This is a genomic window from Janthinobacterium goodfellowi (assembly GCF_051380695.1).
In the GTDB taxonomy this organism is placed as follows: Bacteria; Pseudomonadota; Gammaproteobacteria; order Burkholderiales; family Burkholderiaceae_D; genus Janthinobacterium.
In genome coordinates this window covers 103,180-127,239 of sequence record NZ_JBNYXN010000009.1, presented here as the reverse complement: position 1 = coordinate 127,239, position 24,060 = coordinate 103,180, and the positions used below count along the sequence as shown (strand labels likewise).

19 protein-coding genes and 4 tRNA genes are annotated in these 24,060 nt (G+C 61.9%); 14 read left to right on the top strand and 9 right to left on the bottom strand.

All coding sequences use genetic code 11. From position 1 onward, the window contains the following. The first annotated feature begins 38 nt into the window (after positions 1-38). Positions 39-251 (top strand): VF530 family protein, encoded by a 213-nt coding sequence (locus tag ACQ4WQ_RS26725; RefSeq protein ID WP_034753881.1) that lies wholly within the window; start codon positions 39-41, stop codon positions 249-251. 11 nt (positions 252-262) lie between these two features. Continuing rightward, the gene (locus tag ACQ4WQ_RS26720; RefSeq protein WP_034753883.1) at positions 263-541 is read left to right on the top strand and encodes a DUF4404 family protein; all 279 of its coding nucleotides are present in this window, start codon (positions 263-265) and stop codon (positions 539-541) included. Between the two features lie 309 nt (positions 542-850). On the opposite strand, the gene ACQ4WQ_RS26715 is transcribed toward ACQ4WQ_RS26720, so the two are convergent. Beyond that, the gene (locus ACQ4WQ_RS26715) at positions 851-2,959 is read right to left on the bottom strand and encodes a hypothetical protein (protein ID WP_436501210.1); all 2,109 of its coding nucleotides are present in this window, start codon (positions 2,957-2,959) and stop codon (positions 851-853) included. 316 nt (positions 2,960-3,275) lie between these two features. Between ACQ4WQ_RS26715 and ACQ4WQ_RS26710 the strand changes: the two genes are divergently transcribed. The 12 genes from ACQ4WQ_RS26710 (at position 3,276) to ahpF (ending at position 18,709) form a co-directional block, all read left to right on the top strand. Next, on the top strand, positions 3,276-5,531 hold the full coding sequence (locus ACQ4WQ_RS26710; RefSeq protein WP_436501293.1) for a YgiQ family radical SAM protein: 2,256 nt from the start codon (positions 3,276-3,278) through the stop codon (positions 5,529-5,531). 138 nt (positions 5,532-5,669) lie between these two features. After that, positions 5,670-6,551: an EamA family transporter gene (locus ACQ4WQ_RS26705; RefSeq protein WP_436501208.1), complete on the top strand. Its 882-nt coding sequence runs from the start codon at positions 5,670-5,672 to the stop codon at positions 6,549-6,551. A 208-nt stretch (positions 6,552-6,759) separates the two neighbouring features. Further along, complete coding sequence (locus ACQ4WQ_RS26700) at positions 6,760-7,719, top strand: sugar ABC transporter substrate-binding protein (RefSeq protein WP_070219455.1); 960 nt, start codon at positions 6,760-6,762, stop codon at positions 7,717-7,719. Between the two features lie 86 nt (positions 7,720-7,805). Next, on the top strand, positions 7,806-9,359 hold the full coding sequence (locus ACQ4WQ_RS26695; protein WP_436501206.1) for a sugar ABC transporter ATP-binding protein: 1,554 nt from the start codon (positions 7,806-7,808) through the stop codon (positions 9,357-9,359). Between the two features lie 18 nt (positions 9,360-9,377). Then, entirely contained in the window at positions 9,378-10,349 is a 972-nt protein-coding gene (locus ACQ4WQ_RS26690) for an ABC transporter permease (RefSeq protein ID WP_436501204.1), read from the top strand. 9 nt (positions 10,350-10,358) lie between these two features. Continuing rightward, positions 10,359-11,417: a LacI family DNA-binding transcriptional regulator gene (locus ACQ4WQ_RS26685; protein ID WP_436501202.1), complete on the top strand. Its 1,059-nt coding sequence runs from the start codon at positions 10,359-10,361 to the stop codon at positions 11,415-11,417. Then, positions 11,414-12,322, top strand: coding sequence for a ribokinase (rbsK, locus tag ACQ4WQ_RS26680; RefSeq protein ID WP_326457586.1), 909 nt, complete (start codon positions 11,414-11,416; stop codon positions 12,320-12,322). Before ACQ4WQ_RS26685 ends, rbsK begins: the two co-directional genes overlap by 4 nt. A 4-nt stretch (positions 12,323-12,326) precedes the next feature. Beyond that, the gene (gene rbsD, locus ACQ4WQ_RS26675; protein ID WP_035823039.1) at positions 12,327-12,719 is read left to right on the top strand and encodes a D-ribose pyranase; all 393 of its coding nucleotides are present in this window, start codon (positions 12,327-12,329) and stop codon (positions 12,717-12,719) included. A gap of 134 nt (positions 12,720-12,853) precedes the next feature. Continuing rightward, positions 12,854-15,697, top strand: a complete 2,844-nt coding sequence (locus ACQ4WQ_RS26670; protein WP_436501199.1) for an EAL domain-containing protein — start codon at positions 12,854-12,856, stop codon at positions 15,695-15,697. Between the two features lie 167 nt (positions 15,698-15,864). Next, complete coding sequence (locus ACQ4WQ_RS26665) at positions 15,865-16,257, top strand: DUF3597 domain-containing protein (protein ID WP_326457588.1); 393 nt, start codon at positions 15,865-15,867, stop codon at positions 16,255-16,257. A gap of 194 nt (positions 16,258-16,451) precedes the next feature. After that, entirely contained in the window at positions 16,452-17,015 is a 564-nt protein-coding gene (ahpC, locus tag ACQ4WQ_RS26660; protein ID WP_092717461.1) for an alkyl hydroperoxide reductase subunit C, read from the top strand. Positions 17,016-17,113: 98 nt separating this feature from the next. Then, positions 17,114-18,709, top strand: coding sequence for an alkyl hydroperoxide reductase subunit F (gene ahpF, locus ACQ4WQ_RS26655; RefSeq protein ID WP_436501197.1), 1,596 nt, complete (start codon positions 17,114-17,116; stop codon positions 18,707-18,709). Between the two features lie 66 nt (positions 18,710-18,775). Here the strand turns inward: ahpF and ACQ4WQ_RS26650 are convergent, their stop codons facing one another. From ACQ4WQ_RS26650 to ACQ4WQ_RS26615, 8 genes are all read right to left on the bottom strand, one after another. Further along, positions 18,776-19,123 (bottom strand): CzcE family metal-binding protein, encoded by a 348-nt coding sequence (locus ACQ4WQ_RS26650; protein ID WP_436501195.1) that lies wholly within the window; start codon positions 19,121-19,123, stop codon positions 18,776-18,778. Positions 19,124-19,260: 137 nt separating this feature from the next. Beyond that, a complete protein-coding gene (locus tag ACQ4WQ_RS26645) occupies positions 19,261-19,887 on the bottom strand; it encodes an ABC transporter ATP-binding protein (RefSeq protein ID WP_436501193.1) in 627 nt (208 codons plus the stop codon). Continuing rightward, complete coding sequence (locus tag ACQ4WQ_RS26640; protein WP_436501191.1) at positions 19,878-20,975, bottom strand: hypothetical protein; 1,098 nt, start codon at positions 20,973-20,975, stop codon at positions 19,878-19,880. The genes ACQ4WQ_RS26645 and ACQ4WQ_RS26640 overlap by 10 nt, the downstream gene beginning before the upstream one ends. Before the next feature lie 108 nt (positions 20,976-21,083). Continuing rightward, positions 21,084-21,160, bottom strand: a tRNA-Asp gene (locus ACQ4WQ_RS26635). Between the two features lie 57 nt (positions 21,161-21,217). Beyond that, a tRNA-Val gene (locus ACQ4WQ_RS26630) sits at positions 21,218-21,293 on the bottom strand. A gap of 217 nt (positions 21,294-21,510) precedes the next feature. Then, positions 21,511-21,587 (bottom strand) — tRNA-Asp (locus ACQ4WQ_RS26625). Between the two features lie 54 nt (positions 21,588-21,641). Continuing rightward, positions 21,642-21,717 (bottom strand) — tRNA-Val (locus ACQ4WQ_RS26620). A gap of 99 nt (positions 21,718-21,816) precedes the next feature. After that, positions 21,817-23,961 carry a S9 family peptidase gene (locus tag ACQ4WQ_RS26615; protein WP_436501189.1) on the bottom strand — a complete coding sequence of 715 codons (2,145 nt, stop codon included), beginning with the start codon at positions 23,959-23,961 and terminating at the stop codon, positions 21,817-21,819. Between the last annotated feature and the right edge of the window lie 99 nt (positions 23,962-24,060).

Here is a 24,060-nt window from a genome sequence, read left to right as displayed (position 1 = left end):
TGAGTAAGATGTAAACAAGAAGGCAGTCGAAAGAGTATATGAGTCAGCAAGATTTGAATGGCATCACCCTGGAAGGTATCGTGACGCGCCTGCAAGCCCACTACGGCTGGGATGGCTTGGCCAAGCACATCGATATCAATTGCTTCATCAGCGATCCCAGCATCAAGTCGAGCCTGAAGTTTTTGCGCAAGACCCCGTGGGCCAGGAGCAAGGTGGAACAATTGTTCCTGGACACGCAATTTACTGACTGACAGGAAAAAACATGGATAGCAAACTCAAGGAATCGCTGCAACAGCTGCATTCGACACTGGAAACCAGCGGTCCCGTCGATGAAGAACTGCATGGTTTGCTGCAAAAACTCGATGTCGACATCAAGTTGCTGATGGAAAAGCGCGCCGCGCAGGAACAGGAAGAAGAGTCGACCACGTATGGACTGGCCGAGCGCAGCCAGGAATTGTCGGCCAAGTTCGCCGTCAAACACCCGAAACTGGAGCCGGCGCTGCGGGAATTGGGTGAAATTCTTGCCAACATGGGAATTTAACCCAGCCATGCCAGAACGTAGTTCCAGCAACGGGGATTAAGAGCTGTACCGGATGAGTAGGTCCTTGCCGGTGCCCCTCAGAGACAGGGGGCTGCCTTGAGACTTATTTTATATAGCTTGATACCTCTGCCTAATGTCTTGTCTGTGCCCCTGGTGAGTTTCCCGCGGAAGACGCTGTTTCTCTTGGATAGGTTCGTTCCAATCCCGGCCTTTCACCTGTTTCACGATGACACACACTCTCGGCATGATTCCCGTACAACTAATCCCGGCAGCATACTTACTGCCGGGATTACCTGATTGACCTGTTATTTATGGTGTGTTGGCACGCACACAACTGATGACTTGCGATGTGCTGTCTGCGCGCGGTCCGCTGTTGGCCATGCCGGCGCTGCCGCCGCTTCGACCCATCCATTTGACATCGTGGGAAGCAACGCCATCAGCTGTTGATGTCCAGATACTGCCCTCTTTCCAGCCATAATATTGTGCATTTGTCATTGTTTGTGTCGGTGTCAGGCTGCCCATCCGCTCAGCAATGGCGTTGCTTTCAAGGTAAGTCGGTTGGCGCCAGCCTGTTTTTCCTTGGCCGTTGAAACTGGTGCAGAAAGCGTTGGCTTCTGCCCATGTTGCACTTGCCGACGTTGGCATCCAGACCAGGTTATATGGCGTATCAGTATAGTAGGGAATGCTGGTATTGACGGCCCAGATACCCGACGACGACGCGATGGAAATTTCGAGGCTGACGCTGGCGCCATGTGCCGGCGCAGGGACTGTTAATGCGATAGTATCGCCATCGACGACGCTGGTCTTCCACCCGATGATGACGGCTGGCCCTGGCGGATCGTAAGTATAGGTAGTGCCGTTAGCCACGCCATTCTTGATGATGCTGGCCTTGATGTTTCGTACCTTGAACTCTGCGCTGACGCCTGATCCCAGGCCGCTGATGGTCACGGTATTGCTGGTGACGATGGTGTCTGCTACGGGACTGGTAACGGGATCGAAGGTAATGCCAGATAATACCGGAGCACAGTAAACGCTGATGCTGGCGGCCGTGGCGCTTACCGTCCCCACACCGTTGATCACGGTACATGCAAGGTAGGGCGATGGCACGCCGGTCAGAATAATGTTGTAGCTTGCACCCATTGCCAAAGGCGTCGAGAAGGCAAAACTGGTGGCGCCTGACGGAATGACAATTTCCTCACCACCATTATTACGCAGCTTCAAGCCTGCTGATGTCAGTCCGAGAATACCTCCACCCAGCGCTTTACTCGTGACGCTCCATGTTGCTGAAGAGGAGCCGACGCTGATTGTGGCCATTGTGCTCAATCCGTAACCTGGCGTGCTCAAGCGCAGCGCGATGGTATCGCCGTTCTTGACATCCGCGTGCAAGCCGGCCAATGCAACATTATTTTTGATGATGGTGCTACCGGCGCTGGCGCTGACTGGGGCTATGAATCCTTCCGGTAAGCCCGAAATCAGAACGGTATTACTCGTAATTAATTGCCCTGGCGCCGTGTCCAGCGTATTTGTAAAGTTGAGTTCGCTAATTGGCACCAAGCGCTGAGGCAGGTTGCCAGAGCCGCTCTTGTCTATCCATTCCTCGAATTTGGGTGCTGCCATGGTCGATGTCTGGTTCGCATAGTAGGTTTCCAGATTGCTTCTGACGCCGGGCAAATTGACGGCAATCTGTGCTGCATTTTTTGCAGCGGCAAATGCCGCATTGCTGCTCGTCCCGGTGGCTGCCAGCTCAACCGCAAGAGTATTAATATAGTTCGATAGCTCCGCTGACTGATTGCTGCCATTGATTCCTGCCGCGTTGCTTGCCATTTGTGACAGCGTCACGGATATGGCCAGCAGCACCGAATCGGAATCGGTGGTGCCATTGATTTTCATTGAATAAAAAGGCGATATTGCCGTTATCTTCGCTGCATTAATGCCGAACGCCGCCAAGACCTCGTTCTGCGACTGTGTATTGGCCACTGCATAGGTTTTTCCTTGTGCTATTAAGGCCTTCAGGCGCGGCTGTTGCAGCGTGGTCAATACGTTGACGGTGGGCTTGGTGTTAATACTCAGGTCGGCAATTCCTCGTAATTGTATTTGTGAGGTGCCCAGCTTGCCAGTGATCTCGTCCATGTAAAAACCGGAACCAATGATTTCTACCATGTTGGTAGTCACGGCAGAGGAGACCGTGAAGTTACCAAGATTATCGCTCGTTTGCGCGGAATAGGATTTAGACGTCGCATTCAGATTTACGTCAAGCTCATTTACGATGATTTGTGAGCCGATCGCAAATGGACCTTTTTGCACTTGGCCGGAGATGGCGTAGGTTGTGGTTGGGGGAGTGACCACAGGCGGTGTGCTTGAACCACCACCGCACGCACTCAGAAATAGTGCGCTCAGAATAATACCAAAAATTTTCATATGAAAATCCTAAAGGAGATGCTGTGATTATATAAATTATCAATATATGTTACAGCATCATGTAGCCGATTCTTTAGACTGTTATTTTTAAATTTTCTTTATGTATGATAGGAATTGATGATTATTTTCTTTGCGAACATCTCCAAGTGATTGAAAAGAAAACGTTTTTTGTACTGAAATCCAACAGTCAAAAGCAGGCCGTCAGGTTGGAAATGGCCAATTCCGGTACAATCCGTACCCTATGAGCTCCCCTACCAATTTATTTGCGACCGTTCCCAAGCGGTCTGCCCGCGCTGCCGTGGCGCCTTTCCTGCCGATGTCGCGTGCCGAGATGGACGCGCTGGGCTGGGACCAGTGCGACGTCATCCTCGTCACGGGCGACGCCTACATCGACCATCCGAGCTTCGGCATGGCTCTCGTCGGCCGCCTGCTCGAAGCGCAGGGTTACCGCGTCGGCATCATCAGCCAGCCGGACTGGCTGTCGGCCGACGCCTTCCGCATCCTCGGCAAGCCGCGCCTGTACTACGGCATTACCGCCGGCAACATGGATTCCATGGTCAACCAGTACACGGCCGACCGCAAGATCCGCTCCGACGACGCCTACACGGCCAATGCCGAACCGAACAAACGCCCGGACCGCGCCGTCACCGTGTACGCCCAGCGCGCGCGCGAAGCGTATTCCGACGTGCCCATCGTCATCGGCAGCATCGAGGCGTCCTTGCGCCGCATCGCCCATTACGATTACTGGTCGGACAAGGTCCGCCGCTCCGTCTTGCCCGATTCCAAGGCTGATTTGTTGATCTTCGGTAATGCCGAGCGGGCGCTGGTCGACCTGACCCACCGCCTGGCCGCCGGCGAAAACATCAAGGATATCCGCGACTTGCGCGGCACGGCCTTCATGGTGCCGGCCGGCTGGCTGCCTGGCGACGACTGGGGCGTGCACAATTCCACCCGCGTCGACGTGCCCGGCAAGATCGACCCGCACTACAGCCCGTACGAGATGGTGCAGGAAGACAAGACCGCCTGCGCCACGGAAAATGCATCGAAATCGGCCGAAGTCATCAAGCCCATCCGCATCATGAGCCGCGAAGAGCGCCTGGCCATGGCCAAGGAAAAGCACGACAAGACGGTGGTGCGCCTGCCCGCCTACGACGTCGTCAAGGACGACCCCGTCATGTATGCGCACGCTTCGCGCGTGTTCCACCTGGAATCGAATCCAGGCAATGCGCGCGCCATGGTGCAGGCACACGGCGAGCGCGACGTGTGGCTCAACCCGCCGCCGCTGCCGCTGGCCATGGACGAGATGGATGGCGTGTACGACATGAACTACGCGCGCGCCCCGCACCCGAGCTATGGCAAGGCGCACATCCCCGCGTGGGAAATGATTCGCTTCTCCGTCAACATCATGCGCGGCTGCTTCGGCGGCTGCACCTTCTGCTCGATCACGGAGCATGAAGGCCGCATCATCCAGAGCCGTTCGGAACCGTCGATTTTGCGCGAAATCGAGCATATCCGCGATAAAACCAAGGGATTTACGGGTACCATTTCCGATATGGGTGGCCCCACGGCGAATATGTACCGCCTGGCTTGCAAGGAAAAAGAGATCGAAGTGTCGTGCCGCCGCCTGTCGTGCGTGTACCCGTCCATCTGCGTGAACCTGGGCACGGACCACAGCAAGCTCATCTCGCTGTACCGCAAGGCGCGCGCCATTCCCGGCATCAAGAAAGTGCTGATCAGCTCGGGCTTGCGCTACGACCTGGCCGTGCGTTCGCCCGAGTACGTCAAAGAGCTGGTGACGCACCACGTGGGCGGCTTGCTGAAGATCGCGCCCGAGCACACGGAAGAGGGCACCTTGTCGAAGATGATGAAGCCCGGCATCGGCGCCTACGACGAATTCAAGGAAATGTTCGACCGTTTCTCGCTGGAAGCAGGCAAGAAGCAATACCTGATCCCGTATTTCATCGCCGCCCATCCGGGCACGACGGACCTGGACATGCTGAACCTGGCCCTGTGGCTGAAGAAGAACAATTTCAAGTTGGACCAGGTGCAGACCTTCATGCCCACGCCGATGGCCATGGCCACGACCATGTATCACACGCGCAAGAATCCTTTGCGCAAGGTCACGGCGGATTCGGAAGTGGTGGAAACGGCCCGCAGCGGCAAGATCCGTCGCACCCATAAAGCCTTCCTGCGCTACCAGGACCCGGCCAACTGGCCGATCCTGCGCGAAGCGCTGGTCAACATGGGCCGTGGCGACTTGATCGGCAATGGCGACAAGCACTTGATACCGGCCTGGACCTCGTCCGAGTCGGGCGGCCTGGCCGCTGGCGAACGCAGCCGTCAGACGCATGGCGCCGGCACGCCGGACAAGTTCAAGGTCACGCCGGGCAAGAACCGCATCGCCCTGGGCGGCACGGCCGCGGCGCCGAAGGCCACGGCCGTCGAGTCGAAAGTGCGACCATCGATCTTGTCGACTATCAAGACGAAGGCCAAGCCGGCCGCCGCACCCGTGGGCCGTGGCAGCAAGCCGCCTGCCAAGGGCGGCACGCCTGCCCGCAGCGGGCGCCGCTAAGCTTTCACCGTTGCAACAAGAACCCGGCCTGCGCGCCGGGTTTTTTTATGCCCGGCAGCATCGCCCATGTTGGCGTATTTATCTTGACATCAAGATAGTATGTGTCCACACTGAATTATCTTAACGTCGAGATAGTGTATGTCCATTTCTTTTTCCCGCCCCGCCTGGGGCGATATCGTGCTCACGGCGCTGGCGCCCCTGATCTGGGGTTCCACGTATATCGTCACGTCCGAACTGCTGCCGCCGGACCGCCCGTTCACGGCGGCGCTGATCCGCGTGCTGCCGGCCGGCCTGCTGTTGCTGCTGATCATGCGGCGCCTGCCCGCGCGGCGCGACTGGGGCCGCGTGCTGGTCCTCTCCGCGCTCAATATCGGCGTGTTCCAGGCGCTGCTGTTCGTGGCCGCCTACCGCTTGCCCGGCGGCCTGGCGGCCGTGGTGGGCGCCATCCAGCCGCTCTTGGTGATGGGCCTGGCCTGGGGCGTGGAAGGGCGCCGTCCGGCCCGCCTGGCCCTGGGCGCCAGCGTGCTGGGCGTGGCCGGCATGGGCGTTTTATTGTTGTCGCCGCGCACGGTGTGGGAACCCGTCGGCATCGCCGCCGCGCTGGGCGGCACGGCCTGCATGGCGGCCGGCACCTATCTGACGCGGCGCTGGAAGCCGGACTTGCCCGTGCTGGCGCTGACGGGCTGGCAATTGCTGCTCGGCGGCCTGATGCTGGCGCCCGTCGCCTGGCTGGCCGACGCGCCCCTGCCGTCGCTGTCCCTGCAGCAAGTGCTGGCCTACGCCTACCTGTGCCTGGCCGGCGCCTTGCTCGCGTACGCCTTGTGGTTCCGCGGCATCGCCAGGCTGTCGCCCGTGGCTGTCTCGTCGCTGGGACTGCTCAGTCCCCTGATGGCCGTCGTGCTGGGCTGGGCCTTGCTGGGCCAGGCCATGACGGGCTGGTCGATGCTGGGCTTGTTGCTGGTGCTGGCCAGCGTGCTGGCCGTGCAGTGGGCCAGTGCCCGTCCCGCAACAAACGCCTGACTTCCGCGCATTTCCCCTCGGCAGGCTGATCATATCGGCCTGCCTGCCTCCCTCTGTACGTATCCCTTTTGCTGCACCGCACATACAGTTTTGCTTGCACTGATATGGGGCATTGAGGCACTATTCGCTTCGCGCAAACGTTTGCGCGCAACGAATTTCCTTAAAAGCATGCCGTACACGTGCTTGACCAACAACTCTGGAGACGCTCATGACATCCCGTATTCGCCTGAAAATGATTGCCGCCGCTGTCCTGGTATGTGCCTTGCCCGCCGTGCCGGCGATGGCGCAGACGCCAGCCAAGCCGAAGGTGGCGCTGGTGATGAAGTCGCTCGCCAATGAATTTTTCCTGACCATGGAAAATGGCGCCAAGGCGCATCAGAAGGCCAATGCCGCCAAGTACGACCTGCTGTCGAACGGCATCAAGGATGAAACGGATACGTCGAGCCAGATCAAGCTGGTCGAGCAAATGATCGTCTCGCGCGTCAACGCGCTGGTGATCGCCCCGGCCGACTCGAAGGCGCTGGTGCCGGTGCTGAAAAAAGCCATCGACGCGGGCATCATCGTCGTCAATATCGACAACAAGCTCGACGAGGGCGCGCTGAAAGAGAAGGGCATCACCGTGCCGTTCGTCGGCCCGGACAACCGCAAGGGCGCCAAGGTCGTCGGCGACTTCCTGGCCAAGCAGATCAAGAAGGGCGACCCCGTCGGCATCATCGAAGGCGTGTCGACCACCTACAATGCGCAGCAGCGCACCCTGGGCTTCCAGGACGCCATGAACGCGGCCGGTGCGAAAGTGGTCAGCGTACAGTCGGGCCAGTGGGAAATCGCCCCTGCCAACACGGTGGCGGCCGCCATGCTGAACGCCAACCCGAATATCAAGGCTTTGCTGTGCGGTAACGACAACATGGCCATCGGCGCCGTGTCCGCCATCAAGGCGGCCGGCAAGACGGGCAAAGTGCTCGTCGTCGGCTACGACAACATCAACGCCATCAAGCCGATGCTGGCTGATGGCCGCGTGCTGGCTACCGCCGACCAGTTCGGTTCGCAGCAAGCCGTGTTCGGCATCGACACCGTGCTCAAAGCGCTGGCGCAGAAGAAGAAACAGGCCGATCTCGGTGGCGTCATCGAAACCAAGGTCGAACTGGTCGCCAAGGGCGCCAAGTCCTGATCGTCTGATCCCGCCGGGGCCAGCGTCCGCGTCTCTGCCTGAGGCTGCGGCGCCGGCCCCGCCGCCTTTTTCCGCGGAGTTTTATCATGCCTACCGACATTCCCCCGGCGCCATCAGCCGCCACCCCTCTATTGACCCTGGACAACATCGGCAAGTCCTATGTCGGCCCCGTGCTGGGCGGCGTGGGCCTGCGTTTCGCCCCCGGCCAGGTGCTGGCGCTGACGGGCGAGAACGGCGCGGGCAAGAGCACCCTGTCGAAGATCATCTGCGGCCTGGAGCAAGCCACCACGGGCACGATGCTGCTCGACGGCAAACCCTACCAGCCCGCTTCGCGCGGCGCCGCCGAGGCGCTGGGCATCCGCATGGTGATGCAGGAACTCAATCTGATTCCCACGCTGTCGATCGCGGAAAACCTGTACCTGAAAAACCTGCCGCAGCGTTTCGGCTTCATCGACCGCGCCCGCCTCGAGCGCGACGCGCGCGAGCAGATGGAGAAAGTGGGCCTGGGCGGCCTCGACCCGTGGACCCTCGTGGGCGAACTGGGCATCGGCCACCAGCAAATGATCGAAATCGCGCGCAACCTGATCGGCGCCTGCCGCCTGCTGGTGCTCGACGAGCCGACGGCCATGCTGACGCACCGCGAAGTGGAATTGCTGTTCCTGCAAATCGAGCGCCTGAAGGCCGACGGCGTGTGCATCATCTATATTTCCCACCGCCTGGAAGAACTCAAGCGCGTGGCCGACCGCATCGCCGTGCTGCGCGACGGCCAGCTCGTGTGCGATGACGACATCGCGGGCCACTCCGCCGCCGACCTGGTCAGCCTGATGGTGGGCCGCTCGGCCGACGATGCCGTCGACCTGAGCGGCCGCACGATAGGCGCGCCGTTGCTGCGCGTGCGGGGCCTGGCGCGCGGCAAGGTGGTCAACCCGACGTCGTTCGACTTGCGCGCGGGCGAAATCCTCGGCATCGCCGGCCTCATCGGCTCGGGCCGCACGGAATTGCTGCGGCTGATCTTCGGCGCCGACCGCGCCGACGCCGGTGACGTGTTCCTCGGCGACAGCACAACGCCCGCCGCCCTGCACTCGCCGCAGGCGGCCGTGCAGGCCGGCATCGCCATGATCACGGAAGACCGCAAGGGACAAGGTCTGTTGCTGCGCCAGTCCATCGCCGTCAACACCACCCTGGCATCGCTCGATACGGTCAGCGGCGCCGGCTGGCTCAACGACGCGGCCGAAGCGACGGTGGCCGACGACTATATTCAGCGCCTGGGCATCCGCTCGCGCAACAGCGCGCAAACGGTGGCGGAACTGTCTGGCGGCAACCAGCAAAAGGTGGTGATCGCCCGCTGGCTGTACCGCGACTGCCCCGTGATGCTGTTCGACGAACCCACGCGCGGCATCGATATCGGCGCCAAGTTTGATATTTATCAGGTGCTGGCCGAACAGGCGCGCCAGGGCAAGGGCCTCGTCATCGTCTCGAGCGACTTGCGCGAACTGATGCTGATCTGCGACCGCATCGCCGTCATGAGCGCCGGCAGCATCGTCGAGACCTTCGAACGCGGCGCCTGGAGCCAGGATGCGCTGCTGTCGGCCGCCTTCTCCGGCTATTTGACTCCTACTTCCACTCCTGCTGCGGCCTGATCCGCCGGAAAGATTCCCATGACCACCAACTCCTCTCCTTCGTATCTGCAGCGCAGCCTGGCCGACCTGAAAAACTATGCGGGCCTGATCGGCGCTTTGCTCGCCATGTGCGTGCTGTTCTCGTTTGCCAGCGAAAACTTCTTTACCCTGGCGACCTTGAGTACCCTGTCGAATAACATCCCGACCCTGGTCGTGATGGCCGTCGGCATGACGTTTGTGCTGATCATCGGCGGCATCGATCTGTCCGTCGGTTCCGTGATGGCGCTGGCCGCTTCCGTGCTGTCGCTGGCCGTCGTGCACTGGGGCTGGCCCGTATGGAGCGCGGCTTTGCTGGGCATGTTCGTCGCCGCCCTGTGCGGCGCCACGACGGGCCTCATTTCCGTCGGCTGGCGCATCCCCTCGTTCATCGTGTCCCTGGGCGTGCTGGAAATGGCGCGGGGACTCGCGTATCAAGTGACCAATTCGCGCACGGAATACATCGGCAGCGCCGTCGACGGCATCAGCTCGCCCATCGCGTTTGGCCTGTCGCCCGCCTTCATCGCCTCGATCGCCATCGTCGTCATCGGCCACCTGGTGCTCACGCGCACGGTGCTGGGACGCCACTGGATCGGCATCGGCACGAATGAAGAAGCCGTGCGGCTGTCCGGCATCAACACAAAACCGTCGAAAGTGCTGGTGTTTGCCTTGATGGGCTTTCTGGCCGGCGTGGGCGCGCTGTTCCAGGTGTCGCGCCTGGAAGCGGCCGATCCGAACGGCGGCGTGGGCATGGAATTGCAGGTGATCGCCGCCGTCGTGATCGGTGGCACGAGCCTGATGGGCGGACGCGGTTCCGTCATCAGCACCTTCATCGGCGTGTTGATCATTTCCGTGCTGGAAGCGGGCCTGGCGCAGGTGGGCGTGTCGGAACCCGTGAAACGCATCGTCACGGGCCTGGTGATCGTCGCGGCCGTCGTGCTCGACACCTACCGCCGCCGCGGCGAGCGTTCATAATACCGGCCCATGGCAACCATCAAGCAAGTGGCGCAGGCGGCGGGGGTATCGTTTACCACCGTCTCGCACGTCCTCAACAATACCCGCCCCGTCAGCGACGAGGCGCGCCGCGCCGTGCTGGCGGCGGCGGCGGCACTGCATTACGTGCCCAGCGCGCTGGCGCGCTCCTTGCGCAGCCGCAGCACGGGCACCATCGGCCTGATCATTCCGAACAATACGAATCCGTATTTCTCGGAGGTGGCGCGCGGCATCGAGGACAGCTGCTACGCGGCCGGCTACAGCGTGATTTTGTGCAATTCCGATGACGACCCCGTCAAGCAGCGCGACTACCTGAACGTGCTCTTGACCAAGCGCTGCGACGGCCTGATTTTGTCCGCGCTGGCCGACAGCGATGGCGAATTGCTGCGCAAGATGAAGGTGCCGGCCGTGCTGCTCGACCGCGCGCCCAGCGACCTGGCCATCGATGCCGTGGCCGTCGATAACCGCGCCGGCGGCGCCTTGGCCGCGCGCCACTTGCTGGGACTGGGACGCCGGCGCCTCGCCTGCATCGCCGGTCCCCGCGAAGTGAGCATTTCCAACGAGCGCATCGCCGGCGCGCGCAGCGCCATGGCGGAGGCGGGCGTGGTCCTGGCCGACGCCCTGTGCGTACATGGCGATTTCACGAGCGCGGGCGGCTATGCGGCCGCACTGGACTTGCTGGCGCTGCCCCAGGGCGAGCGTCCCGACGCCTTATTCTGCTGCAATGATTTGATGGCCTTTGGCGCCTTGCGCGCCGCCGCCGAGCTAGGCATTGCCGTGCCCGGCGAACTGGCCGTCGTCGGCTTCGACGATATCGACCTGGCCAGCTTCGTGCATCCGGCCTTGACCAGCGTGGCGCAGAACACGCGCGAGCTGGGCCACATCACGGCGGCGTGCCTGCTGGCGCGCATCGCCGACCCCGCCTTGCCGCGCCAGCAGCGCAGCATCGCCCCTGAACTGCACGTGCGCGGCTCCAGCGTGGCCGCCACCGTACCTTCTGCTGTACCTACTTCTTCACCTGCAACTGAACTGATGGGAATGACATCATGATCGTGGTTATCGGCAGCATCAATATGGACCTGGTCTTGCGCGTGCCGCGCATGCCCCTCCCCGGCGAAACCCTGACGGGCGGCGCGTTTAGAACTATTCCTGGCGGCAAGGGCGCCAACCAGGCCGTGGCCTGCGCGCGCCTGAGCGGCAAGGTGGCGGGCGCCCAGCAAGTGGCCATGGTCGGCTGCGTGGGCGACGACGCCTTCGGCGCGACCCTGCGCGCGGCCCTCGTGGGCGACGGCATCATCGACAGCCATATCAGCACCTTGCCGGGCGTGGCGTCCGGCATTGCTTCCATCCTCGTCGACGACAACGGCCAGAACAGCATCGTGATTGCCGGCGGCGCCAACGATCTGCTCAGCCCCGCGCATATCGACGCGGCCAAAGAGCTGATCGAGCAGGCGGACATCGTCGTGCTACAGCTGGAAACGCCGATGGCCACCGTCGTGCACGCGATTAAACTGGCCCGCTCGCTGGGCAAGACCGTGGTGCTGAACCCGGCCCCGGCCGCCAGCCTGCCGGAAGGCGTGCTGGAACTGGTCGATTACCTGATTCCGAATGAAATCGAAGCGGCCATGCTGGCCGGCGTCAGCCCGGAAGGCGCGGATGCCCAGGCGCTGGCCGCCGCGCTGCAAAAGCTGGGCAGCGACAACGTCATCATCACCCTGGGTTCCAAGGGCGTGCACGCGGCCCTGTACGGCGGCGACTTCACGTTCCCGGCCGAAGTGGTGCAAGCCGTCGACACGACGGCTGCCGGCGACACGTTTATCGGCGGTTTTGTGGCGGGCCTGGCGTCCGGCATGGACGAAGCGGAAGCGATTCAACAAGGCCAGCGCGCGGCTGCCTGGAGCGTCACCAAGCCCGGCGCGCAAACCTCGATTCCCCACTTGCATGAGCTGTTCTGAGACCATGAAAAAATCACCGCTGCTTAATATTGCGCTGTCGCAATTGATCGCGTCGCTGGGTCATGGCGACATGCTCGTCATCGGCGACGCGGGCTTGCCGTCGCAGCCGGGCGTGCCCCTGATCGACCTGGCCCTGACGCGCGGCATTCCCGGCTTCATCGATACCGTCAATACCGTGCTCAGCGAAATGCAGGTGGAATACCATTTGCTCGCCAGCGAATTGCCGCAGCATAATCCGGCCATGGCGGCGCAGGTGGCGGCCCTGGCCTTGCCCGATGCGCGCCAGGTGACGCACGAGGAGTTCAAGCAATTGAGCAAGGGCGCGCGCGCCATCGTGCGTACGGGCGAGTGCAGTCCGTATGCCAACATCATTTTGGTGGCTGGCGTCGTGTTCTAGCGCAAACAATCGTCAGATTGTTTGCCAAAAACATCAACATTATTGTCCTCTCTGAAATAATTATCCTTTGGCAAAAGGGGCGGCTACAATAGCCTTACCCCTGCCAGCTCGGCAGCTTCCTGTGGTGTTCCGCCATGCCGATGAAAGCCCCCGACGCTTTCCGCTTTGTCTTGCCGCCCGCCGGCAGGCTGGCGCGCGGCTGGTGCGGCCTGTTCTTCCTGCTGCTGTGCCTGGCCACACAAGCCCGGGCGCTGGAACCTGTCTCCCTGCAGCTCAATTTCACGCACCAGTTCCAGTTTGCCGGCTATTACGCGGCCATCGAGCAAGGCTATTACCGCGAGGCTGGCCTCGACGTGACACTGCTCGAAGGCAGCGGCGTGCCGCGTGCCGAGGCGGCCGTGCTGGCGGGGCAGGCCGAATATGGCGTGGGCAACAGCACCTTGCTGCTCAGTCGCCTGGCCGGCAAGCCCGTGGTGGTGCTGGCCGTGGTGTTCCAGCATTCGCCCGGCGTGCTGCTGATGCGCCAGCATGGCGGCGCGCCCGACGTGCGCCGGCTGGCGGGCGCCCCCGTGATGATAGGCGCGCCCACCGACGTGGCGTCCGCATCCGACGAAGTGTCGCTATTCCTGCAGAAAATGGGCGTCGCGCCGCAGCAGATGCGCCACTTGCCGCCCAGCTACCGGGTCGAGGATTTGATCGAGGGCAAGGTCGATGCGATTGCCGCGTATTCCACCAACGAACCGGACTATCTGGACCGGGCGGGTTTTCCCTATTACCAGTTTACGCCGCGCACGGCCGGCATCGATTTCTATGGCGACAACCTGTTTACCAGCGAGCAGGAACTGCGCCGCCATCCCGAGCGCGTGCAAGCGTTCCGCGCGGCCAGCCTGCGCGGCTGGCAATACGCGATGGCGCACCGCGAGGAAATGGCGCAACTGATCCATGTCAAATACAGCCAGCGCCACGACCGCGCACACCTGCTGTACGAGGCGCAGCAGATGGAGCTGCTGCTGCAGCCCACGCTGGTGGAGCCGGGCTACATGAATCCCCAGCGCTGGCAGCAAATCGCCGACACGTATGCGGCCATGGGCGTGCTGCCGCCCAATGCCACGGACAGCCGCGCCTACCAGGGTTTTTTGTATCGCCCCGTGCCAGGCGCGGACCTGGGCTGGCTGTACCTGTCGCTGGGCGTGGCGGGCAGCCTGCTGGCCGTGTCGGCGGCCTTTCACTTCAGCAACCTGGCGCGCGAGCGGCGCCGCACGGAAGATACCATCCGCCAGGGCGAGTTGCGCTTTCGCACCATGTTCGAGCAGGCGCCCATGGGCATCGCTCTGATCGATACCGTGAGCGGACAGTTCCTGGATATCAATCCGCGCTATCTGGCCATCGCCGGCCGTACGCTGGAGAACATGAAGCAGACGAGCTGGATGGAGATCAGCCATCCCGACGACGTGGCGGGCGAGCAGGCCCACGTGGCGCAGCTGCTGGCGCGGCGCATGCAGGGCTTTCGCCACGCCAAGCGCATCGTGCGTCCCGATGGCGGCGTGGTGTGGGTCGACGCCTCGGTGACGGCCATCGCCACGGCGCGCCATGGCGGCCCGCACCACCTGTGCATGCTGGAAGACGTGACGGACAAGCGGCAAACGGAAGCGCTGATCTGGCAGCAAGCCAATTTCGATACCTTGACGCAATTGCCGAACCGCCGCATGTTCCACGAGCGCCTGCGCCTGGCGCTGGCCCAGGCCCGGCGCGACGCGAGCCGCGTGGCCATCCTGTTCATCGACCTCGACCACTTCAAGGAAGTCAACGATACCCTCGGCCACCACCAGGGCGATATCTTACTGATCGAGGCGGCGCGGCGTATCCGCGTGGGCGTGCGCGAGACGGATACGGTGGCGCGCCTGGGCGGCGATGAATTCACGGTGATCCTGTCGGACCTCGATGATTTGCAGCAAGTCGACCGCATCGCGCGGCAAATCCTCGACGGCTTGCTGTCGCCATTCCTGCTGGGGCAGGAGCAGGCCTTCGTGTCGGCCTCGATCGGCATCACCCTGTATCCCGATGACGCGGGCAACATCGAGGACTTGCTCAAGCATGCGGACCAGGCCATGTATGTCTCGAAAGGCGCGGGGCGCAACCGCTACAGTTATTTCACGGCCGCCATGCAGGTGGCGGCCGTCAACCGCATGCGCATGGGGGCGGACTTGCGCACGGCCCTGCGCGAACAGCAGATGCAGCTGCATTACCAGCCCATCGTCGAGCTGCATAGCGGCAAACTTGTCAAAGCGGAAGCCTTGCTGCGCTGGCACCATCCGCAGCGGGGCGTCGTGTGCCCGCCCGATTTCCTGGCGCTGGCCGAGAGCAGCGGCTTGATCGTGGAGATCGGCGACTGGGTGCTGCGCACGGCGGCCGCGCAGCTGCTGCACTGGCGCGCGCAGGGCCAGGCCATCGGCTTGCCGGGGCTGCAGCTGTGCCTGAACCAGTCGTCGCTGGAATTGCAGCGTGAAGTCGAGGCGCCCGGCACCTGGCTGCGCCAGCTGCTGGCGCTCGAGGTGCCGCCTTCGGCCATCGTGCTCGACATGCGCGAAGATGTACTTTTACCTAGTGGCAATAGCATGGCGCCACGCCTGCAGCACTTGCGCGAGGCGGGCTTGCAGATCGCCCTCGACGACTTCGGCAGCGGCCATGCCTCGCTGACGCAATTGCAGCAGTGCGGCATCGATTACCTGAAGCTCGATGGCGTGCTGGTGCGCAAGCTGGCGCCCGGGGCCAGCGAACTGGCGCTGTGCGAAGCCATCGTCACCATGGCCCACAAGCTGGGTTTGCAAGTCATCGCCGAAGGGGTGGAGACGCCGGAGCAGCGCGCGCGGCTGCTGGAGATCGGCTGCGATTTTGCGCAAGGCGATCTGTTTGCGCCGCCGCTGGCCATCGCAGCGTTCGATGCGCTGCTGCACGCCCAGCGGCCTTTGCACCCTTGAAACAGGCACGCCGCGCTACCAGATGTTACGCGAGCCTGCGGGACAGGGCTCCCGGCCTGAACGGGCTTATACTCGACGGGCTGGCGCCTGCGTCCGGCTTTGCTGTCATGGGTCCTGGACCTTACGCAGGCAAACCTTCTTCCATTCACTCAACTCGAGGTGACCTCATGGGCATTTTCAGCAATATCTACAATAAAATCTTCCACCATTCGTCCGACGCTGCCCCGGCAGCCACGCCGGCTGCCGCTACCGACGCGCCAGCAGCAGCCGCACCGGCAGCCGCCCCCGCCGCTGCCGCGCCGGTGGTGGACGTGGAAGTGGTGCTGGTCGACCTGGCCAGCAAGAATGCGGAAACACTCAATTGGCGCACGTCCATCGTTGACCTGATGAAACTGCTTCAACTCGACAGCAGCTTGGCCGCGCGCAAGGAACTGGCGCAAGAACTGCACTTCACGGGCGACACCAACGATTCGGCCAGCATGAATATCTGGCTGCACCGCCAGGTGATGATCAAGCTGGCGGAAAACGGCGGCAAGGTACCGGAAGAGTTAAAGAACTAAGAAGGAAACACCTGGCGGCGGCAGGGGTATCCACTGTCACCGCTATCCAATCCTGTGGGAACTGCCTATCATGGAGTTCCCATAACGTCATGATAGCTAAAACCAATTGAAACTATTGTGACAATCAATTTTGCATATGGGTTAAAACCCCTTACACTAGAGTCTTACTGATTCACCACACGAGAGGAAATGAAATGTCGCTGATCAATACCCAAGTTAAACCATTCAAGGCAACCGCATACCACAATGGCAAATTCGTCGACCTGACGGAAGCGTCGTTGAAAGGCAAGTGGTCGGTATTCGTCTTCTACCCAGCCGACTTCACCTTCGTTTGCCCAACCGAACTGGAAGATCTGGCCGATCACCACGCTGAATTCCAGAAGCTGGGCGTCGATGTCTACGGCATCTCGACCGATTCGCACTTCGCGCACAAAGCCTGGCACGACACCTCGGACGCGATCAAGAAAGTGCAATACGCACTGATCGGCGACCCAACCGGCGCCCTGTCGCGCAATTTCGAAGTCATGATCGAAGAAGAAGGCATGGCACTGCGCGGTACCTTCGTCATCAATCCGGACGGCTTCATCAAAGTGCTGGAAGTGCATGACAACGGCATCGGCCGTGACGCATCGGAACTGTTGCGCAAAGTTAAGGCAGCTCAATACGTTGCCGCTCACCCAGGCGAAGTGTGCCCAGCCAAATGGACGGAAGGCGCAGCAACCCTGACCCCATCGCTGGACCTGGTCGGCAAGATCTAAGTCTCGATGCACGACGTAGCAAACAAGTAGTTACCGCGATGCCGGACCGGGCGTCCGGCCCGGCATTCGCCTAAATATTTGTAAAGGAAGAAAAAATCATGTTAGATGCAACCCTCAAAACCCAACTGAAATCCTACCTGGAAAAAGTGGTGTATCCGCTTGAGCTGGTCGCTTCTCTCGATGACAGCGCAAAAGCCCGCGAGATGAAAGAATTGCTCCAGGAAATAGTCCTGTTGAGCGACAAGATCACGCTGGTCGAGCGCCTTGACGCTGGCGTACGGGTTCCGTCGTTCAGCATCAACCGTACCGGCTCCGACATCGGCGTGCGTTTCGCCGGTGTGCCGCTGGGCCACGAATTTACCTCGCTGGTGCTGGCGCTGCTGCAAGTGGGTGGCCACACCATCAAGTTCGACGACGCCGTGATCGAGCAGATCCGCAATCTCGACGGCGATTACGAGTTTGAAACGTTTATTTCGCTCTCCTGCCATAACTGCCCCGAAGTGGTGCAGGCCTTGAATGCCATGGCCGTGATCAATCCGCGCATCAAGGTCACCACCATCGATGGCGGCGTGTTCCCGCAAGAAGTGGAAGCGCGCCAGATCATGGCCGTGCCGATGATGTTCCTCAACGGCCAGCACTTCGGCCAGGGACGCACGAATGTCGAGGAAATCCTCGCCAAGCTCGACACCAACGCCGGCGCCCGCCAGGCGGAAGCGTTGAACAAGAAAGATGTGTTTGACGTGCTGATCGTCGGCGGCGGCCCAGCCGGCGCGGCAGCGGCCATCTACGCGGCCCGCAAGGGCATCAACACGGGCGTGCTGGCCGAGCGTTTCGGCGGCCAGGTGCTCGATACCCTGGCGATCGAGAATTTTATTTCCGTCAAGGAAACCGATGGTCCGAAGTTCGCCGTGGCGCTGGAACAGCACGTCAAGGAATACGACGTCGATATCATGAACACGCAGCGCGCCGCGAAATTAACGCCAGGCAAGCTGATCGAGATTGAAACGGCGAATGGCGCCGTGCTGAAAGCTAAGACCGTCATCCTGGCCACCGGTGCCCGCTGGCGCGAAATCAACGTGCCGGGCGAGAAGGAATACCGCAACCATGGTGTCGCCTACTGCCCGCACTGCGATGGTCCTTTGTTCAAGGGCAAGCGCGTGGCCGTGATCGGCGGCGGCAACTCTGGCGTGGAAGCGGCGATCGACCTGGCCGGCCTCGTGAAACACGTGACCCTGATCGAGTTCGGCGCGGAATTGCGCGCCGATGCGGTGCTGCAGCGCAAGCTGCACAGCCTGCCTAACGTGACCGTGATTACGTCGGCGCAGACCACCGAAATCCACGGCGACGGCAAGATCGTCAATGGCCTCAGCTACACGGACCGCATCAGCGGCGAGTCGAACAAGGTCGAGCTGGAAGGCGTCTTCGTGCAGATCGGCCTGGTGCCGAATACGGAGTGGCTCAAGGGCACGGTCGCGCTGTCGCGCCACGGCGAAATCGAAGTCGATGCCCGCGGCCAGACCTCGATCCCCGGCGTGTTTGCGGCCGGCGACGTCACCACGGTGCCGTACAAGCAGATCATCATCGCCACCGGCGAAGGCGCCAAGGCAGCTTTGTCCGCCTTTGACCACCTGATCCGCTCGGATGACGAGGAAGTGGTCGATGAAGCGGCAGCGAAGGAAGCGCTGACGGCGTAAGCTGTCCCGCCGTAAAAAAACCGGAACGCCGCAAGGTGGTTCCGGTTTTTTTATGCGTGGAGCAAATCAGCTGCCCGCGTACAGGGGATTGGCGGCGACGTACACTTGAATGCCGTCGACGGCCATGTCCTTCGGCGCGATGTCGCTCAGGGCGAATGTCGTTTGATGGTTAAAAGTTTGCACGTGCCACGTAAAACGCTGGCCGGCGCGCGCGATGGTGACGGTTTCGCCGCGCGTGACGTTGATGTGGCGGGTATCGGCCTGCAGCTCGATGCTGCGCTGGGCGGCGGCGTGGTGCGCGGGCGTGCCATAGTCGGCGGCCGTGCCCGTGGGGCCGGCGGCGAGGGCCGAGGCGGCACAGGTGGCGAAGGCGGCGCACAAAATCGCCAGGGCGCTGCGGTGGGTGTTCAACATATTAATCTCCAAGAATAAGCCAGGCGCGCCGCGTCAGCGCGCCGTTGTTTTGTCGTCGTGGCTGCACCGGGATCGCCGGTTTTTGCAACACGGCATCCTAAGCGGTTCTTGCCGATCTGCAAAGCTGTATTTCCTGTCTATATTTCCACGGTGGCCGCCAGCGGCACGTCCGGCGCCAGGTGGCTGGTCAGCACGATGCACTGGCGCGCCAGGCGCGATGGCTCGGCCAGGCGCGCGCGCAGGTGCGCCATGGCGGCCGCGTCGAGGCCATTGAACGGCTCATCGATTAGCAGCAGGCGCACGGGCAAGGCCAGGGCCAAGGCCAGCTGCAGTTTTTTATGCTGGCCCAGGGACAGGGCGGTGATGCTTTGCTGCAAGGTCTGGAGCAGGGAAAACGCGCTCAGCTCGTCGTTCAGCAGGGCCTGGTCGCTGCCCGGGTACAGGGCCAGGTGCAGGTCGAGAAACTCGTGCACCTGCAGCCAGGGCAGGGCGGGTGCATCGCCGCCGCAATAGAAGGCCTGGGCGCGGTAGGCCAGCGGCATGAAACCGCTGTCGATATCGTTCAGGCGGATGGCGCCGCGCGCGGGCAGCAGGGCTCCGCCCGCCAGCTTCAGCAGGGTTGTCTTGCCGGCCCCGTTCGCGCCGCGCAGCCAGGTGACGCCGGGGCCGAATTGCTGGTTGAACCCCTGGAACACGCTGTGCGTGGGGAAGTGAAAATCGAGGTGCTCGATGTGCAGCACGGGAGAAGGCAGGTTCAATTCCATAATTCGCTTCCGATGGCGCTCAAGGCAAGGATGGAGAAAACGACGAGGGCGACGCGGCCGCGCGCCGTCAGGCGGGGCAGGCCGACGATGGCCAGCAGGGCCGCGCCGGCCGTGAGGGCGTACACCCTGGTCACGCGCTGCTGCAAGGCATCGGGATCGGTGGCGTACAGCAAGACAGCGCCCGCCAGCAGCACGGCAAAGGCGGGCAGCAGGCTGGCCGCGCAAGCCAGGCGCGTCAGGGCCGTGCTGGCCAGGGGCCAGGCGTTCAGCACGGGGCGCAGCACGGCGATCTGCTCGCGCACGGCCTTGTCGCCCCGGTCCGTCACGATGATCAGGCTGGCGCTGGCCAGCAAACCGAGCAGCGGCGCGGGCAGCAGGGGCGCGCGCAGCAGCCATGCCAGCATGCTGGCGCCCGCCGTGGCCAGCAGCACGCTTTGCTGCAGGCCGATCACATTCTCGTTGCGCCAGAACGGCAGCCAGAACAGCTGGCGCCACAGGAACAGGGTAGACCAGCGTGGACGTTGCGGCACGTATGCCGTCATCGTGGGCGGGCGCGCCTTTTGTGCGGGCCGCGGCGCGCGCAGGCGCTGCGCCACGATGAGCGTCGTCAGCAGCCAGGCCAGCAGCCAGGCGGCGAGGGTGGCTGCCATGCCGGGCGCGGCAACCGGGTGCAGCCAGGGCGGCGACTGCAGCAGCCAGATGCCGGCAGAGACGGCATAGGCAAGGCCCAGCGGCAGCATCAGCATGCCGGCCACGGCGATATCGGCTTGCCAGCGCAGGCGCGGCGGCAAGGGCAGCTGGCGCAGCCAGGCGGCGGTATGCGCCGGCAACAATCGCTTGCGCAGCAGCCAGGCGGGCAGGCAGGTGAGCACGGTCTGCGTGACGATGATGCCCAGTGCGGCGGGCCAGGGCTGGTTCGCGGCGAGAAAGCCGGGCAGGGCGATGACGCTGAGCAAGCCCAGCAGGACGGGGCCGGCCAGGAACACGAGAATTTCCATGGAACTGGCCAGGCTGGCGGCAAATTGCAGCAAAGCATGATGGGCCAGGCGCAGCCGCAGGGCGATATAGGGAGGAGTACTACGGGGCAAGCGCATGCGAGCAGGGGCGGAGTCAGGGTAGCGCTGATTCTAGTGCATTTGCTGTTCCAGAATGGGAAAAGCCCTTCGGTTCCAGGAACCAAAGGGCTTTTCTTTTATTGGCGGAGCGGACGGGACTCGAACCCGCGACCCCCGACGTGACAGGCCGGTATTCTAACCAACTGAACTACCACTCCAAGCTCGTATGATCTGTGTTGCTGATCCATGAAGCACTGGATAATTTTCTGTATTGGTGGTGGGTGCTGAGAGGCTCGAACTCCCGACCTACGCCTTGTAAGGGCGCCGCTCTACCAACTGAGCTAAGCACCCGCATACCCAGAAAACTATCCCGACGTTTGTCACCACGTCTGGAAGAGGCACTATTATAGGGGGCGCTTTCGCCCTTGTGCAACTATTCTTGAGGGGGAATGGCAGTTTTTTTGCTGAAAAGCGCAAAAATGTTCAAGGAAGGGAGTATTGGCGTGATTTCTGCTGCTGAAATGGGAAAAGCCCTTCGGTTCCAGGAACCAAAGGGCTTTTCTTTTATTGGCGGAGCGGACGGGACTCGAACCCGCGACCCCCGACGTGACAGGCCGGTATTCTAACCAACTGAACTACCACTCCAAGCTCGTATGATCTGTGTTGCTGATCCATGAAGCACTGGACAGTTTTCTGATTTGGTGGGTGCTGAGAGGCTCGAACTCCCGACCTACGCCTTGTAAGGGCGCCGCTCTACCAACTGAGCTAAGCACCCGTTGCTTGTCTCAGAAAACCATCCCGACGTTTGTCACCACGTCTGGAAGAGGCGCTATTATAGGATGGCTAAAATCCTTCTGCAAGCGCTTTTTTCACATTATTCCGTGATATCCCACTGGGACAGCATCCACGCCATATTGAAGGCGTTTTCCTGGATGGCGTTGTAGCGGCCCGAAGCGCCGCCGTGGCCGGCGCCCATATTCGTTTTCAGCAGCAATGGATTGCTGTCCGTCTTGTACGCGCGCAACTTGGCAACATATTTCGCCGGTTCCCAGTACATGACCTGGCTGTCGTTCAGGCCCGTCGTCACCAGCATGGCGGGATAATTCTTGCGTGCAATGTTGTCGTAAGGCGAGTAGCTGAGCATGTAGTCGTAGGCAGCCTTCTGGTTCGGGTCGCCCCATTCCAGGTACTCGCCCGTCGTCAGGGGCAGGCTGGCATCCATCATGGTGTTCATCACGTCGACAAACGGGACGGCCGCGTGCACGGCGTGGAACAGCTCGGGGCGCATGTTGACGACGGCGCCCATCAGCAAGCCGCCTGCGCTGCCGCCCTGGATGATCAGGCGGTTCGGGCTGGTCCATTTTTCGCGCACCAGGTAGTCGGCGCTGTCGATGAAGTCATGGAAGGTGTTTTTCTTCTTCATCAGCATGCCGTCTTCATGCCACGCTTCGCCCATGTCGGTGCCGCCGCGGATATGCGCTTGCGCATAGATGACGCCGCGCTCCAGCAGGCTGATGCGGCTGATGGAAAAAGTGGCTTCCGTCGAGATGCCATACGAACCATACGAGTACAGCAGCAGCGGCGCAGAACCGTCGAGCTTGACGCCCTTCTTGTAGACGACCCACAGCGGCACTTGCACGCCATCGCGCGCTGTCACCCACAGGCGCTGCGTGGTGTAGCGGTTGCCGTCAAAGCCGCCGACGATTTCCTGCTGCTTCAGTACCGTGCGCTGGCCATCCTTCATGCTGACATCGATGATGGTGGGCGGCGTGACAGGCGACTGGTACGACATGCGAAATTGCGTGGCCGAAAACTCCGGCGTACCGACGGCCGTGGCCAGGTAGACGGGGTCGTCGAACTGCACCGTCTTCCAGTTTTTTTGCGCAAAATCAAAGATGCGCGCGCGGTTCAGGGCGCGCGCCTTTTCCATCACCACCAGGTAGCCCTGGAAGACGTCGATGGACTGGATCACGGCATCCTTGTTGTGCGGCACGACGCTCTTCCAGTTCTTCGGCTGCGGCGCAGACAGGGGCGCGCTGACGACGCGGAAATTCTTCGCATCCTTATTGGTGAGAATGTACAGTTGGCCGTCGCGGTGCTCGATGCCGTAGCGGTGGCCTTTTTCGCGTTTCAGCACGCTCTGGAAACTGCCTTGCGGCTTGCTCGTTGGCAACAGCAGCACTTCGGTCGTATCCGTGCTGCCCGAGGTGAGCACGAAGAACTGCCTGTCGTGCGTGCGGTCCACGTGGATGGCGAACTGTTCCACCGGCTCGTGGTAGACCTGTTGCGGCGCGCCGCCCAGGGCCAGGCGGAACACGCGGTCCGAGCGCTTGGTGGTGGCGTCTTCCTGCGCCAGCATCAGGGTGGCATTGTCCGCCGCCCAGGCCAGGGACGTCACGCGTGGCATGCTGTCTGTGAGCAACTTGCCTGTCTTCAAATCCTTGACATGCAGCTCGTACTGGCGGAAACCCGTCGTGTCGGTGGTGTAGGCCAGCAATTGTTCATTCGGGCTGATGGCAAACGCGCGCACGGCAAAGAATTTGTGGCCTTCGGCCAATTGATTCTGGTCCAGCAGGATTTCTTCAAACGCCTGCGCATCGTAGGCGCCGCTGGCGCCGACGGGGCGGCGGCAGTGAATTGGATATTGCTTGCCCGCTTCCACGCGCGTGTAATAGTAAAAGTTGCCCTGGCGCGCAGGCACGGACAGGTCCACTTCCTGCATGCGTCCCTTGATTTCCGCATACACCTTGTCGGCCAGCGGCTGTATCGGGGCCGTGACGGCTGCCGTGTAGGCGTTTTCCGCATTCAGGTAGTCGATCACGGCAGGATCGGTCTTCTTTTGCAGCCAGCGGTAGTCGTCCGTGACGACGGTGCCGTGGCGCGTTTCCTGCCAGGCCGTCTTGGCGGCGACCGGCGCGGTGGCGGCGGCATCGGCGGCCAGCGCGGATGGCGCCAGCATGGACAGCAGGATGGATGAGCAGACGGCCAGGCGGCGCAAAGCTTGATGGGCTGTAGACAAGGCAACTCCTTTTTATAGTCGTGTCAGGATTGTAATCTTGCTATTGAGAAAAGCAACTGCGGAGCGCATGCGTTTCAACTTGCATCCATGGGCATTTCC